The sequence below is a fragment of the Promicromonospora sp. NPDC060204 genome (assembly GCF_042728455.1).
Taxonomy (GTDB): Bacteria; Actinomycetota; Actinomycetes; order Actinomycetales; family Cellulomonadaceae; genus Promicromonospora.
In genome coordinates, this window is record NZ_JBHWZO010000161.1 from 1 (window position 1) to 14,370 (window position 14,370).

Here is a 14,370-nt window from a genome sequence, read left to right on the forward strand (position 1 = left end):
GCATGCTGGTCGGCGACCAGCATGCTGACTCGGCGATCGGTCGGGCGGCTCAGGCGACGGCGGGACCCATCGTGCCCGGGCTTGCCGTCGCCGGACCGCTGGCGACCGGTCCGCCGGTGAGGCGGCGGAACGCGAAGGCCAGCGCCAGCAGCGACAGCGGGATCGTGACGAACAGGCCGAGCCCGCACACCAGCGCGCCCACGATGTTGATGCCCAGGAGCGCGAGCTCCAGCAGGAACACCGAGCCGAAGTTCTGCCCCACCAGGCGGAACGAGCCGGTCAGCGCGTCCCACGCGTTGAGGTTGCGGTCCACCACGTTGTGGTAGGTGAACGGCGCGAAGATCGCCAGGGCGATGAGGCCCAGGCCGCACAGCAGCAGGCCCACGAAGCCGGCGACCAGCAGCAGGAGCGCCGCCAGGATGATCATCGGGTAGCTGTTGACCTTGAAGAGCGTGCCCCAGGTCGCCTTCTCGCCGGAGACCTCACGCAGGGCCGCGTTGATCCCGAGGGCGCCGAGGATCGAGTTGATGATTCCGCCGATCAGCCCGAGCAGCGAACCGCCGAACGACACCCCGGTCGCCGTGGACGAGCTGATGTCGCCGCGCATCGCGGCCTGGTTGATCTCCTGGTAGTCGCCGAACGAGCTGGCGTTGAAGATGGCGCCCACGGCGAACGAGAGCAGGACGAAGAGCACCCAGAAGAGCCAGTTCCCCGTGAAGCGGCTCCACCCGAAGCTCAGTGCCTCGCCGACGGCGAACGGCGCGGCCGACTGCGTGCCGTAGGGCACGCCCTGACCCCCGTAGGCCGGCGGCTGACCCGCGCCGCCGTAGGGCGGAGGCTGGGTGGCGCCGCCGTAGGGCGGCTGCTGGCCGGTGCCGTAGGGCGACTGCTCGCCGGCGCCGTACGGCGGCGGCTGCGCGGGCCCGCCCGGCTGTGCCGGACCGCCGGCCGGGTTCTGCGGCGGCGTCGGGCCGCCGGCTCCCGGCTCGTACGGGTTCTGCGGAGTGTTCTCGGTCATGTGATCCCCTTTTCACTGTTCAGTGATCCGAAGCCACCTTCACCTTTTCTCCGCAATTCCGCATGTGCAACCGCGGAGTTGTTACCCGCAGGTCAGGACCGGACCGGCTCCCCGGTCCACCGCTGGACGAGACACGCCCCCATCAGCAGCATCGCCGGCGCGACCACCACGAGGCCGGTCCCGCACGTGAAGATCGACGCGACGGCCAGGCCCGCGAAGATCCCGAAGAACGCGAGGGCCGCGCCGAGGTGGGACAGCACGAGCCCGACGCCGCGGCCGAGCGCCCGGCCGAAGCCCACGCCGTTGAGCAGCAGGAAGGGCACAGGGAGCAGGAGGAGCGTGCAGACGACCTGGATCAGGCCGCCCGCCACCGGGACGACGGTGCTGACGAACCCGATCACCCCCGCGAGCAGTGCGTACCCGACCAGGCCGCCGAAGCCGCGCAGCAGGAAGAAGTCCCGGAACCGGACCGTGCGGGTCCGGGTGGCGGCGAGCGCACCCGCGTACAGGAGGGCCTGCAGCAGGAAGCTGATCGCGGTGCCGGCCGCGCCCAGCGCCTTGGCCTCGAACGACTGGCCGGCGGCCAGCGCGGCGTCGAGCGCCGCCGGGTCGGTGGAGCTCGACAGGGCGTCCATGGTGGACGGGCTGAACAGGAGGACGACCGCGACCTGCGCGACACCGAGGGCGAGGCTCATCAGCACCCAGATGCCCCAGCTCGCGCCGAACGCGCCCCAGGCCCAGCGCCACGCGCCGCCGATCGTCGGGGGCACGTCGTCAGGGCTCGGCTCCGGCTCCTGGACCGGCGCGTAGGCCGGGACCTGCTGCTGCGGCGCCTGGTACTGCTGCTGGAAGCCGCCGTGCGGGTACTGCGGGGGCTGGTAGTCCGGCCGGCCGTACGGGTTGGCGGGGCGGCCGTACGGGTCGCGCGGGCCGTACGGGTCGGGCTGCTGCGGTGGCTGGCCGCCCTGCGACCGGGGGTCCGGACGTTGTCCGGAGGAGGGATCCTGCGGGTTCCAGCCACCGTAGGTGTTGCTCATGCGCGTGCCCCTTGTCAGGCGGGACCGAGCCGCCTCGTAACGGTATGAACAGCACAAGATATCGACGGTTTCGCCCACCGTGCAAACAAACGAAAAGGACCTTTTGCGTGAAGAAAAGGAGCGCGGATCAGGCGGTCAGGTCCCGCACGACGGCGTCGGCCAGCAGGCGCCCACGGCGCGTCAGGACGGCGCGCGCGGTCCCCGCGCCGGAGGTGCCGCCCGGCGTCCCGGAGCCGGCCGTACCGACCCCGAGGGCGGCGTGGCCGTCGAGCAGGCCGCGGGCCACGAGGCCCGCCACCGCGGTACGCCCCTGCGCCGAGAGCACGCCGAGGTCGAGCCCCTCGCGCAGCCGCACGCCGAGCATGACGCGCTCCAGGTGCGCCTCCTCGCGGGTGAGCAGCTCGCGGCCGGCGCCCGGGCTGTGCCCGGCCTCCAGCCGCGTCGCGTAGGCGCGGGGGTGCTTCACGTTCCACCAGCGGACGCCGGCGGGCGGCTCGTCGCCGTCCGCCGTGTCGCCCACAGCGGCGTCGGACGCCGGGTCCGGCGCCGACACGTAGCTGTGCGCGCCGGGGCCAACGCCCCACCAGTCGTCGCCCCGCCAGTAGCCCACGTTGTGCCGGCACTCGTGCCCGGGGCGCGACCAGTTGGACACCTCGTACCAGCGCAGGCCCGCCGCGGTGAGCAGGTCGTCGGCCAGCTCGTACTTGGCGGCCTGGTCGTCCTCGTCGGGCAGCGTCACCTCGCCGCGGCGCACCTGCGCCGCCATCTTCGTTCCCGGCTCGACCACCAGGGCGTAGGCGGACACGTGGTCGACGCCGGTGGCCAGCGCCGCTTCGACGCTGGTGCGCCAGTCGTCCAGGGACTCGCCCGGCGTGCCGTAGATGAGGTCCAGCGACACGTCCAGGCCGGCGTCCCGCGCCCAGCGCACGACGTCGGGGATGCGCAGAGGGTCGTGCGTGCGTTCCAGGGTCGCCAGCACGTGCGGCACCGCGGACTGCATGCCGAACGAGACCCGGGTGAACCCGGCGTCGGCCAGCACGCGCAGGGACTCGGGCGTGACGGAGTCCGGGTTGGCCTCGGTGGTGACCTCGACGCCGTCCGCCAGGCCCCACGCCTCCCGGATGCCGGTCAGCACGCGGGCCAGGTCCTCGGCGGGCAGCATCGTCGGGGTGCCGCCGCCGAAGAAGACGGTCGAGACCGCGGCGGGCGACCGTCCGGCGTCGGACAGGACCTGCCGCGCGAGGGAGACCTCACGCAGCGCGGTGGTCGCGTAGGCCGCCTGGTTGGCGCCGCCGCCCAGCTCGGACGCCGTGTAGGTGTTGAAGTCGCAGTACCCGCAGCGCACCGTGCAGAACGGGACGTGCACGTACACGCCGAACGGCTGGGCGGTGGCGACCGGGCCCGACGGGCGCGCCCAGGCGGGCAGCCCGCCGTCGTCGGGCACGGGGATGCCGGGAGGAAGAGCGGGCACCTACTTCTTCTTGTCCTTGGGGCCGTCCGAGTCCGAGGAGAGCGCGGCGATGAACGCGTCCTTCGGCACCTCGACGGAGCCGATGTTCTTCATGCGCTTCTTGCCCTCCTTCTGCTTCTCCAGCAGCTTGCGCTTCCGGCTGATGTCACCGCCGTAGCACTTGGCGAGCACGTCCTTGCGCATGGCGCGGATGGTCTCGCGGGCGATGACGCGCGCGCCGATCGCCGCCTGGATGGGCACCTCGAACTGCTGGCGCGGGATGAGCTCCTTGAGCTTCGCCGTCATCATGACGCCGTAGGAGTACGCCTTGTCCCGGTGCACGATGGCGCTGAACGCGTCGACCTGCTCGCCCTGCAGCAGGATGTCGACCTTCACGAGGTCGGCCACCTGGTCGCCGGACGTGTCGTAGTCCAGCGACGCGTAGCCGCGGGTCTTGGACTTGAGCTGGTCGAAGAAGTCGAAGACGATCTCGGCGAGCGGCAGGTGGTAGCGCATCTCGACGCGGTCCTCGGACAGGTAGTCCATGCCCTGCAGGTCGCCGCGCTTGGACTGCGAGAGCTCCATGACGGCGCCCACGAACTCGGCCGGGGTGAGGATCGTGGCCTTGACGACGGGCTCACGGACCTCCTTGATCTTGCCCCCGGGGAACTCCGACGGGTTGGTCACCTCGACCTGGGTGTTGTCCTCCAGCGTCACGTCGTAGACGACGTTCGGGGCGGTGGAGATGAGGTCCAGGTTGAACTCGCGCTCCAGGCGCTCGCGCACGATCTCCAGGTGCAGCAGGCCGAGGAAGCCCACGCGGAAGCCGAAGCCGAGGGCCACCGACGTCTCGGGCTCGTAGTTGAGCGCGGCGTCGTTGAGCTTGAGCTTGTCCAGGGCGTCGCGCAGCACCGGGTAGTCCGAGCCGTCGATCGGGTACAGGCCCGAGAAGACCATCGGCTTGGGGTCGCTGTAGCCGCCGAGCGCGTCGGTGGCGGGCTTGGCCGCGTTGGTCACGGTGTCGCCGACCTTGGACTGGCGCACGTCCTTCACGCCGGTGATCAGGTAGCCCACCTCGCCGACGCCGAGACCCTTGGTCGGGTGCGGCTCGGGCGCGCTGACGCCGATCTCCAGCAGCTCGTGCGTGGCCTTCGTCGACATCATGGCGATCTTCTCGCGCGGGTTCAGGTCGCCGTCGACCACCCGTACGTAGGTGACGACGCCGCGGTAGGTGTCGTAGACGGAGTCGAAGATCATGGCGCGCGCCGGGGCGTCCGGGTCGCCGACCGGGGCCGGGACCCGCTGCACGATGCGGTCGAGCAGGGCCTCGACGCCCACGCCCGTCTTGCCGCTGACCTTGAGCACGTCCTCCGGGTCGGAGCCCACGAGGTTCGCCAGCTCCTCGGCGTACTTCTCCGGCTGGGCCGCCGGCAGGTCGATCTTGTTCAGGACCGGGATGATCTCGAGCTCGTTCTCCATGGCCAGGTACAGGTTGGCCAGGGTCTGCGCCTCGATGCCCTGCGCGGCGTCGACCAGCAGCACGGCGCCCTCGCACGCGGCCAGCGACCGGGAGACCTCGTAGGTGAAGTCGACGTGGCCCGGGGTGTCGATCATGTTCAGGGCGTGCGGGGTGCCGTCGAGCTCCCACGGCATGCGCACGGCCTGCGACTTGATGGTGATGCCGCGCTCGCGCTCGATGTCCATCCGGTCCAGGTACTGGGCGCGCATCGCGCGCGCGTCGACGACACCCGTGAGCTGGAGCATGCGGTCGGCAAGGGTCGACTTGCCGTGGTCGATGTGCGCGATGATGCAGAAGTTGCGGATCAGCTCGGGCGCCGTGGCATTCGGCTGGATGCGCGCCGTGAGCGCAGGACCGGGGATGGGCAAAGCGTTCTCGCTCCGTCGTCAGGGTGGTGTCGTCAGGATCGTGGCCGGGATGGGCGGGGGCCAGCTGCCATTCTCCCACGTCCCGTGCGAGCGGGATGCGGTCGTGCTTACGGTCGCGGGACAGCGACACGATCGACGGAGGAGAACCATGACGCACCTGACCGGCAAGCAGGTTCTGGCCATCGTGACCAACTACGGCGTCGAGCAGGACGAGCTGCTGGTGCCCGTGCGGCACCTGCGCGACCACGGGGCGGTGGTGACCGTGGCGGCGGCGGAGCCCGGCGACATCCGCACCCTGGTGAGCGACGAGAAACCCGGCGAGACGGTCCGGCCGGACACCACGATCGACGCCGTCGACACCGCGGGTTTCGACCTGCTGCTCGTACCGGGCGGCACGCTCAACGCCGACAACCTGCGCCAGCGGCCCGAGGCCGTAGCCGCTGTCGAGGCGTTCGCCTCCTCGGGCCGGCCGGTCGCGGCGATCTGCCACGGCCCGTGGGCCCTCGTGGAGGCGGACCGCCTCAAGGGCGCCACGCTCACCAGCTACCCGTCCCTGGCCACCGACATCCGCAACGCGGGCGGCACCTGGGTGGACCAGGAGGCGGTGCGGGACGACGGCGCCGGGTTCCCGCTCGTCACGTCCCGCACACCCGGCGACCTGCCCGCATTCCTGCGCGAGGTCGACGCGGTGCTGGAGGACTGAGCCGCCGGCACCGCGCCGGCACCGCAGGCGGGCCCGCCTGTGCGGCAGGCCCGCCCGGTCAGACGGGCTGGCCCGCCGTCGTGCGCGGCAGCAGGCGCCGCAGCACGTCGGCGAGGGTCACCACGCCGAAGTCCGCCGCGGGCCCGTCCGGCCCGTCGGCGTCCGACCGCGGCACGACGGCGAGGTGGTTGCCCGTCTCACGCATGCTCGTCAGGGCGGTGTGCAGCGGCACGTCCGCGGCCAGCTCGAAGACTGGCCGGGTCACGTCAGTGACGGGCGCGTCGTCGGCCAGCAGGAGCGTGTCCCGGACGTGGACCACGCCCTCCGGGCGCCCGCCCTCACCCTGCACCAGGATGCGCAGGTGGCCGGAGGCGCGGGACGCCTCCTGCACCTGCGCGGCGGTGGCGTGGTGCCCCACGGCGGACGGCGCCGCGTGGTCGGCCAGCAGGTCCTCGACCGTCAGGCGGCGCAGGTCCAGCGCGCCCGAGAGCTGGGTCGAGTAGGCCAGGTCGAGCGCACCCACGCTGACCGAGTGCTCCACGAGGTGCCGCAGGTCCTCCGGGCCCTGCCCGGAGGCGACCTGGTCCGCCGGCTCGACGCCGACGCGCCGCAGGCACCAGTTCGCGGCGCCGTTGAGCGCCACGAGCACCGGCCGGGTCACGACCATGAACGCCCGCATCGGCAGCGCCAGCATCGTCGCGCTGGCCTCGGGGTGCGCGATGGCCCACGACTTGGGCGCCATCTCCCCCACGACCAGGTGCAGGAACGTGACGATGATCAGGGCGAGCACGAAGCCCGCGACGTCGGCGGCCCAGTAGGGCGCGCCCCACGTCTCGAACACCGGCGTGAGCCAGTGGTGCACGGCCGGCTTGGTGATGGCGCCGAGCGCCAGGGTGCACACCGTGATGCCGAGCTGCGAGCCGGCCAGGAGCACCGTGAGCTCGCTGGAGCTGCGCAGCGCCGCCCGCGCGGACCGGCTGGTGGGCGCGGCGTCCTCCAGGCGGTGCCGCTTGGCGGCCAGGAGCGCGAACTCCACGGCCACGAAGAACGCGCTCAGCGCGATGATCAGGACGGTCGCGGCGAGGACCACCCAGGGGTTGCTCATCGGGTCTCCTCGTTCGCGGAACCTGCGTGGTGGCCGGCGGGGGTCTCCGCCTCGTCCTCAGGGGGCGCCTCGACGACGGTGACCCGGACGTGGGACGGCACGTGCCGCTCCACGTCCAGCACCTCGATGCGGAGCACCTCGGGCGGCGGCGGGTCCGCGGCCACGAGGGTGGCGGGGTCGACGGGCAGCACGACGTCGACGACGTCGCCCGCCGCGGGCAGCGAGCCGTGCACGGCGATGGCGAGCCCCGCGATCGTCTCGTGGTCGCCCTCCGGCAGGTCGCGCTCGACGGCGCGCTCCACCTCGTCGAGGTGGACGTCGCCGGCCATGACCCAGACGCCGTCCGACGCCGCGGTCACGGGGTCGATCTCGTCGTCGTGCTCGTCGGTGATCTCGCCGACGAGCTCCTCTGCGAGGTCCTCGACGGTGAGCACGCCGGCGAAGCCGCCGTACTCGTCCACGACGCACGCCATCTGGTTGCGCGTGGCCGACAGCTCCCGCAGGGCGTCGGGGAGCGCCATGGACGTGGGCAGCACGAGCGCGGGGCGCAGCAGGTCGGCGACGGTCGTCGCCTCCGGCGCCGCGGCCAGCAGGTCGGTCAGGTGCACGACGCCGGTGACCTCGCCGTCGTCGTCCACCACCGGGTAGCGGGAGTGGCCCGCCGCCATCAGCTCGCGCACCTGCGCGAGCGTGTCCTTGCTGTGCACCACACCCACGCGGGCGCGCGGGATCATGGCGTGCTCCACGTCCTGGCGCGGGAAGTCCAGGATGCGGTCCAGCAGCACCGACAGGTCGCCGGGCAGGTCACCGCTGGCGCGCGAGTCCGCGACGATGTGCTCCAGGTCGCGGGCCGTCGCCGAGTGCTCGACGTCGTGCACGGGCTCGATGCGCAGCAGGCGCAGAAGCGCGTTGGACGCGGCGTCGAACACCTTGATGAGCCAGCCGAAGACGGCGAGGTAGATCGTCGTGGACCGGGCCAGCCACAGCGCGACCGGCTCCGCCCGCGCGATCGCCAGGTTCTTGGGCACGAGCTCGCCGAACAGCATCTGGACGAGCGTCGAGAACAGGAGCGCGAGGACGGTGCCGATGGCGACGCCCGTGCCGACCGGCACGCCGACGCCGCCGAGGGCCTCGCCCAGCGCCTCGCCGACGAGCGGTTCGGCGACGTAGCCGACGAGCAGGCCGGTCACCGTGATGCCGAGCTGCGCGCCGGACAGCATGAAGCTGGTGCGCCGGGTCACACCGAGCGCGCGCCGCGCCCCGGCGTCGCCGGCCTCGGAGCGCGAGGCGAGCCGCGCGCGGTCGACCGCCATGTACGCGAACTCCTGCGCGACGAAGTACCCCGTCACGGCGGTGATCACCAGGATCACCACGACCCCCAGCAGGAGGGAGATCACCCAGGTCAACGCATCCACCTCCCCTCGGCGGTGCGGAGACGTGCGTTCGGGCCGGGACTATGACTGTCGGGGTCCATGATCCTTCACTGGTGATCGTGCGGTTGTGTCTCGGACCGAGGGCCTCGGGCCGGATGCGCGGCGCGCATCGCGTGGAGAACGTCGGAGCTGGGTCCACGGTTCCACGGCTCGCGGAAGTCGTCATCCGGAGCGCTGTCCCGCTCCGCGCACCGGGGGGGATCCGGTGTCGGTGGGGCGCGGTACGTTTCGGCCCATGACGCTCGACCACCTGGCCCTGCTGGCCCGGTTCCAGGACGACTTCCTGGCCGCGATTCCCTCCGCCGACGCCGACGCGCGGATCCCCGCCTGCGGCGGCTGGACCGTGCGCGAGCTCGTGGAGCACATCTCGGACGTGCACCACTGGGCCGCGGGCAACGCCCGCGGGGTCAAGGGCGCGGCGCTGGGCGAGGGGCCGTTCGACCTGGCGCCGCACTACGCCGCGCAGGCTGCCGTCCTGCGCGAGGCGCTGTCCGAGCTCGACCCGGAGGCCGACTGCCGGGTCCTGACCCACCCCGCGCCCCTGGGCCCCGGCCCGGTGCGGTTCTGGCACCGCCGGCAGACCCACGAGACGCTGGTGCACCTGCACGACCTGCTGGCCGCCTCCGCGGGCGCGGCCACGGCGGGCCTCGTCGGGGCGGCACCGGAGGTGTGGGCCGACACGGTCGACGAGGTGGTCACGGTGCTCCAGCCCCGGCAGGTGGGCCTGGGCCGGATGGAGCCGCTCCGCTTCCCGGTGGTGCTCGTGGCGACCGACCTCGCCGGCGCGCCCACCTGGGTGCTCGGCGCACCGGGCGAGCGCGCGGACGAGGTGGCGCCCGACGTCGTCGTGGCCGGGCCGGCCGAGGCGCTCGCCCTGACGCTGTGGCGCCGGCTGACGCCGGACGAGGCAGGGCTCACCGTCACGGGTGACCGCGGCGACCTGGAGGCGGCGCTGGCGCAGCCGATCGTGCCGTAGCGGGCGGCGAGGCGGCGCCCGCCGCCCGGCGGCGTCGGCGGGCGGCGTCAGCCCGCGAGCACCGTGGCGATCCTGGCCTGGCCCGCTCGGGCGAAGGCCGGCCAGCGGTCCCAGTAGTACGGCAGCGCGATCACCGCCTGCACCAGCATCCAGCCGCGCCCGCGCTCCCAGGCGTCGTCGGGGTCGGCGAGGCCGTCCGTGGCCGCGGCCCGGAAGTCCGCGCGGTCGCCGTCCGCCAGGGGCAGGCCCCATGCGGGGATCAGGTCGGCGGCCGGGTCGCCCACGCCCGCCGCACCCCAGTCGATGACGCCGGTCAGCCGCCCGTCCCGCGCCAGCAGGTTGCCGGGCAGCAGGTCCCCGTGCAGCCAGCTCGGTTCCGTCGCCGGGCGGGCGTCGAGCGCCCGCTCCCAGACCTTGGTCACGGCAGGGCCGTCGACCCGGGTGCCGGAGGCGGCGATCGCCGCGCGGACGTCGTCGTCCAGGCGGGCCAGCGGGACGCCCCGCGACGTGCCCTCCTTGACCGGACCGCCGTCCGCGGGCACCGTGCGCAGGGCGGCGACGAGCTCGCCCAGGCCGCGGACGCCGTCGGCGCCGAGGCTCCCGGGGGCGGGCGGTTCGCCCTCCAGCCAGGGCACCACCGACCAGCGGAACGGGAACCCCTCGCCGGGCTCCCCCACCGCCACGGGCACGGGGAGCTCCACCGGGAGGTGGGCGGCGAGGTGCGGGAGCCAGCGCGCGTCGGCGACGGCCTGGTCCTGGGCCCAGGCGATCTTGGGCATCCGGACCAGCAGCTCGTCGCCGAGCCGGAACAGGTGGTGGTCGGTGCCGCCGGCCGGTCCCGGCCGCACGGGCAGCCCGGACCACTGCGGGAGCTGGGCCGCGACCAGCCGGTGCACGAGGTCCGGCGTGGAGACGATCTCGTCGTCGTGGAGGCGCATGGGCCACACCGTGGCACCGGGACGGACGGGCGGGCCAGGGCTTTTCGTCCCACCGATGAGTTCCGCGCGCCACCGTCGTCGGACGGGACATGACCGACTACGCGACCACCAGCCAGGGCGACCGCGTCGCCTACGACCTGCGCGGCACCGGACCGGCCCTCGTCTTCGTGACGGGTGCGGGACCGGACCGCGCCGACGACCCGATCACCGCCGAGACCGCCCGGCGGGCCGCCGACGCCGGCCTCACCACCGTCACCTTCGACCGGCTCGGCCGCGGGGAGAGCCCCGCCGACGGCCGCCTCGACCTGGACCGCGAGCTGGCGGCCGTCGCCGCGATGATCGAGGTCGCGGGCGGTTCCGCCGTGCTGGTCGGGCACTCGTCGGGCTGCTCGGTCAGCCTGCGGGCCGCCGTCGCGGGGCTGCCCGTCACCGGCCTCGCCCTCTGGGAGGCGCCGCTGGGCGACCCCGCCGCGACCACGCAGGCGTGGGCCGACGAGATCGAGCGCCTGCTCGACGCGGGCGACACCGAGAACGCCATGCGGCACTACATGAAGGACATGCCGCCCGAGTGGCTCGCGGGGATGGAGGCCTCCCCGGACTGGCCCGTGCTCGCGAGCACCGTCGCCGCCTACCGGGCCGACGCCCAGTCGCTCGCGTGGGCGCAGCACGCGCTGGAGGACGGCAAGCTCGACGTCGCAATGCCGGTGCTGGCGATGTACGGGACGCAGACGTTCCCGGAGATGCCCGTGGCCGCGGCGAGCATCGTGGCGCAGGTGCCCAAGGGCGCCGAGAAGGAGATGCCGGGCGCCATGCACAGCTGGGAGCCGGAACCGATGGCGGCGGAGCTGGCGGAGTTCGCGCGGGCGTGCGCGGGGTGAACCTGCGGCTGCCAGCGCCTGCATGCGCCTGATAAGTCTTGGATGCGTACTTCACCCGTTCCGGTACGGTTCCAGGCGTGACCTTCGCATCAGAGAACAGCTACCCCGGCGACTTCGAGGGTGAGGTGCACCCGATCTACCACCCCCAGCTCGACGGCGAGCCGGACCCGGGCGAGGTGGTCTGGACCTGGGTGCCCTTCGAGGAGGACCACAGCCAGGGCAAGGACCGGCCGGTGCTGCTCGTGGGCAAGGACGGGCCCTGGCTGCTGGGCCTCCAGCTCACCAGCCAGGACCACGACCGCGACCTGCTGCAGGAGGCGCGCGCCGGCCGCATCTGGATGGACGTCGGCACCGGCCGCTGGGACGCCTCGGGACGCGAGTCGGAGGTGCGGATCAACCGCGTCATCCGGGTCGACCCCGACGACGTGCGCCGCGAGGGCGACGTGCTCGCCGAGGCCATGTTCAACGACGTCGTGAAGTACATGGACCGGGCGCTCGACCTGACCTGACTTGTCGTCCTGGTCCGGCCGGGACCGGCGCGGCGCGTCGTCCGACGCCGTCCCGCCTGCCCGCGGGCCGGCGTCGGGCTACCCTGCCCAGCGTGAACCAGCAGAACCCGTGGCTCAAGCTGCTCGGCGACATCGTCGAGGCCGTGGCCCGTACCGCCTTCGACCAGAACGACCGCCGCTCGGGCGGCGACCGGCCCGCCGGCTCCCGGCCCTCGGGCGACCGGCCGACGCCGCGGGCCCCTCGGCCGTCGGGGCGCGACCTCCCCGAGACCGACGGCTACCCCGGCGACTTCGAGGGCAAGGTCAAGCCGGTCTACCGCCCGGAGCTGGACGGCGAGCCCGACCCGGGCGAGGTCGTGTGGTCATGGGTTCCGTATGAGGAAGATCACAGCCAGGGCAAGGACCGGCCGGTGCTGATCGTGGGCAACGACGGGCCCTGGCTCCTCGCGCTGCAGCTCACCAGCCAGGACCACGACCGGGACGCCGAGCAGGAGGCCCGCGCCGGCCGCCGCTGGATGGACATCGGCACCGGCGCCTGGGACAGCTCCGGCCGCCCGTCCGAGGTCCGCCTCAACCGCGTGATCCGCATCCACCCGGACGCCGTCCGCCGCGAGGGCGCGATCCTGGACCGCGCGATCTTCGACAAGGTCACCGGCGCGCTCTGACGGCTTGGACCTACTGCTGGACCTTTACGGCTGGACCGACACCACGAGGAACGCGGCGAGCAGCACCAGGTGCACCACGCCCTGGAGGGTCTTGGCCCGGCCGGGGGTGATGCTCAGCATCGCCACCACCACCGAGACCGCGAGCAGCACCATCTGGGTCGGTTCGAGGCCGAGCGTGAGCGGCCCGTCCATCCAGATCATCGCGACGGCGATGGTCGGGATGGTCAGGCCGATCGACGCCATGGCGGAGCCGTAGGCGAGGTTGAGGCTGGTCTGCACCCGGTTGCGCAGGGCGTTGCGGACGGCTGCGATCGACTCGGGCGCGAGCACGAGCAGCGCGATCACCACGCCGACGACGGTGTAGGGCAGGCCCGCGGCCTCGACCCCGTGCTCGATGGTGGGCGAGAGCATCTTGGCCAGGAAGACCACCGAGACCAGCGCGATCATCAGCAGCGCGACGCTGAACCACGCCTCCTTGGCGGGGGGCGGGTCGGCGTGGTTGTCGCCGTCCTCGTCGAGCAGGCCGGTCACCCGGCCGTACTTGTCGCTGGTGACGGGCAGGAAGAAGTCACGGTGCCGCACCGTCTGCGTGAACACGAACGCCCCGTACAGCAGCAGGGACGCCACCGCGGCGAAGCCGAGCTGGAACGCGGTGTAGGCCCCGCCCTCGGCCGACGTCGTGAAGCTCGGCAGGACCAGGGTGACCGAGGCCAGCGCCACCACGGTGGCCAGCGCGGACCCGGTGCCCGAGGCGTTGAAGCTGACCAGGTGGTGCTTGCTCGCCCCCACCAGCAGGGACAGGCCGACGATGCCGTTGAAGGTGATCATCACGGCGGCGAAGACGGTGTCCCGGGCGTAGGTGCTCGCCGAGTCGCTGCCGCCGCTCATCAGCATGAGGATCAGCCCGACCTCGATCACGGTCACCGCGACCGCGAGGATGAGGGAGCCGAAGGGTTCGCCGACCTTGTGGGCGATCACCTCCGCGTGGTGCACCGCGGCGAGGACGGCGCCGACCAGCGCAGCGCCGATCGCCGTGAGGATCACCGGGTGCTCGTGGTTGCTCCACGTCGCGACGAGGAGCACCAGGGCAAGGACGGGGACCACCACGGTCCATTGGAAACGGCCCCGAAGTGTCCTGGTACTCATAGTCGGATTCTATGGGGGCTCGTCAGAGACCCTTTACGGTGCGTGCCGCCCGTAGCCGGTGTCACACCGTGCCGCCCCACGAGAGGGCGGACCCTCTGGTAACCTTGGAGGTCGCGTGTCCGCCCAGGTCGGCGGGCACAGTCGCAGTTCCTCTCCACGGGTCCCCACCCCAGTCCCGGACCTGCGACCGCCCTCTACGACCTATCCGCTCGCCGCAAGGCGAACACACCAGGAAGTCCACTCGTGGCAAACATCAAGTCCCAGATGAAGCGCATCAAGACGAACGAGAAGGCTCGTCTGCGCAACAAGTCCGTCAAGTCGGAGCTGAAGACCCACGTGCGCAAGGTGCGCGAGGCCGTCGCAGCCGGCGACAAGGAGACCGCGACGGTCGCCCTTGCCACCGCGTCGCGCAAGCTCGACAAGGCTGTCGCCAAGGGCGTCATCCACGCGAACCAGGCCGCGAACCGCAAGTCGGCCATCGCGAAGTCGGTCGCCGCTCTCTGAGCCACTTCGTCGGACGCCGTTCGCCTTCGGGCGGACGGCGTCTTTCGCGTGCCCGGACGGGCGCAGCGCGCCGCGACCCCCGCGCGGATGTGCGCTTCTACCCCGTCATTGGGCCCGAAAC

Annotated in this window: 14 protein-coding genes; 6 read left to right on the forward strand and 8 right to left on the reverse strand. The window is 72.7% G+C overall.

Annotation, left to right across the window (positions count from 1 at the left end; genetic code table 11):
- Window positions 1-49: 49 nt before the first annotated feature.
- The 4 genes from ACFWEJ_RS19150 to lepA form a co-directional block, all read right to left on the reverse strand.
- A complete protein-coding gene (locus ACFWEJ_RS19150) occupies window positions 50-1,018 on the reverse strand; it encodes a hypothetical protein (RefSeq protein WP_377230784.1) in 969 nt (322 codons plus the stop codon).
- Window positions 1,019-1,110: 92 nt separating this feature from the next.
- Window positions 1,111-2,055: a hypothetical protein gene (locus ACFWEJ_RS19155; RefSeq protein ID WP_377230785.1), complete on the reverse strand. Its 945-nt coding sequence runs from the start codon at window positions 2,053-2,055 to the stop codon at window positions 1,111-1,113.
- Window positions 2,056-2,182: 127 nt separating this feature from the next.
- Window positions 2,183-3,526, reverse strand: a complete 1,344-nt coding sequence (hemW, locus tag ACFWEJ_RS19160) for a radical SAM family heme chaperone HemW (RefSeq protein WP_377230786.1) — start codon at window positions 3,524-3,526, stop codon at window positions 2,183-2,185.
- A complete protein-coding gene (lepA, locus tag ACFWEJ_RS19165) occupies window positions 3,527-5,392 on the reverse strand; it encodes a translation elongation factor 4 (RefSeq protein WP_377230787.1) in 1,866 nt (621 codons plus the stop codon).
- A gap of 148 nt (window positions 5,393-5,540) precedes the next feature.
- On the opposite strand from lepA, the gene ACFWEJ_RS19170 reads away from it, so the two are divergent.
- Window positions 5,541-6,095 (forward strand): DJ-1/PfpI/YhbO family deglycase/protease, encoded by a 555-nt coding sequence (locus ACFWEJ_RS19170; protein ID WP_377230788.1) that lies wholly within the window; start codon window positions 5,541-5,543, stop codon window positions 6,093-6,095.
- Between the two features lie 58 nt (window positions 6,096-6,153).
- On the opposite strand, the gene ACFWEJ_RS19175 is transcribed toward ACFWEJ_RS19170, so the two are convergent.
- Both ACFWEJ_RS19175 and ACFWEJ_RS19180 read right to left on the reverse strand, forming a co-directional pair.
- Window positions 6,154-7,200 carry a hemolysin family protein gene (locus ACFWEJ_RS19175; RefSeq protein ID WP_377230789.1) on the reverse strand — a complete coding sequence of 349 codons (1,047 nt, stop codon included), beginning with the start codon at window positions 7,198-7,200 and terminating at the stop codon, window positions 6,154-6,156.
- Window positions 7,197-8,606: a hemolysin family protein gene (locus ACFWEJ_RS19180; RefSeq protein WP_377230790.1), complete on the reverse strand. Its 1,410-nt coding sequence runs from the start codon at window positions 8,604-8,606 to the stop codon at window positions 7,197-7,199. The genes ACFWEJ_RS19175 and ACFWEJ_RS19180 overlap by 4 nt, the downstream gene beginning before the upstream one ends.
- A 262-nt stretch (window positions 8,607-8,868) precedes the next feature.
- Between ACFWEJ_RS19180 and ACFWEJ_RS19185 the strand changes: the two genes are divergently transcribed.
- Entirely contained in the window at window positions 8,869-9,609 is a 741-nt protein-coding gene (locus ACFWEJ_RS19185; RefSeq protein WP_377230791.1) for a maleylpyruvate isomerase N-terminal domain-containing protein, read from the forward strand.
- 47 nt (window positions 9,610-9,656) lie between these two features.
- Here the strand turns inward: ACFWEJ_RS19185 and ACFWEJ_RS19190 are convergent, their stop codons facing one another.
- Window positions 9,657-10,547 (reverse strand): aminoglycoside phosphotransferase family protein, encoded by an 891-nt coding sequence (locus ACFWEJ_RS19190; RefSeq protein ID WP_377230792.1) that lies wholly within the window; start codon window positions 10,545-10,547, stop codon window positions 9,657-9,659.
- A gap of 89 nt (window positions 10,548-10,636) precedes the next feature.
- On the opposite strand from ACFWEJ_RS19190, the gene ACFWEJ_RS19195 reads away from it, so the two are divergent.
- From ACFWEJ_RS19195 to ACFWEJ_RS19205, 3 genes are all read left to right on the forward strand, one after another.
- Window positions 10,637-11,425 carry an alpha/beta fold hydrolase gene (locus ACFWEJ_RS19195; protein ID WP_377230793.1) on the forward strand — a complete coding sequence of 263 codons (789 nt, stop codon included), beginning with the start codon at window positions 10,637-10,639 and terminating at the stop codon, window positions 11,423-11,425.
- Between the two features lie 77 nt (window positions 11,426-11,502).
- Window positions 11,503-11,934: a type II toxin-antitoxin system PemK/MazF family toxin gene (locus tag ACFWEJ_RS19200; protein WP_377230794.1), complete on the forward strand. Its 432-nt coding sequence runs from the start codon at window positions 11,503-11,505 to the stop codon at window positions 11,932-11,934.
- Window positions 11,935-12,026: 92 nt separating this feature from the next.
- Window positions 12,027-12,599, forward strand: a complete 573-nt coding sequence (locus tag ACFWEJ_RS19205; protein WP_377230795.1) for a type II toxin-antitoxin system PemK/MazF family toxin — start codon at window positions 12,027-12,029, stop codon at window positions 12,597-12,599.
- Between the two features lie 24 nt (window positions 12,600-12,623).
- Here ACFWEJ_RS19205 and ACFWEJ_RS19210 read toward each other — a convergent pair whose 3' ends face one another.
- A complete protein-coding gene (locus ACFWEJ_RS19210) occupies window positions 12,624-13,745 on the reverse strand; it encodes a calcium:proton antiporter (RefSeq protein ID WP_377230796.1) in 1,122 nt (373 codons plus the stop codon).
- 243 nt (window positions 13,746-13,988) lie between these two features.
- On the opposite strand from ACFWEJ_RS19210, the gene rpsT reads away from it, so the two are divergent.
- Window positions 13,989-14,249, forward strand: a complete 261-nt coding sequence (gene rpsT / locus ACFWEJ_RS19215; protein WP_026365415.1) for a 30S ribosomal protein S20 — start codon at window positions 13,989-13,991, stop codon at window positions 14,247-14,249.
- The last annotated feature ends 121 nt before the right edge of the window (window positions 14,250-14,370 follow it).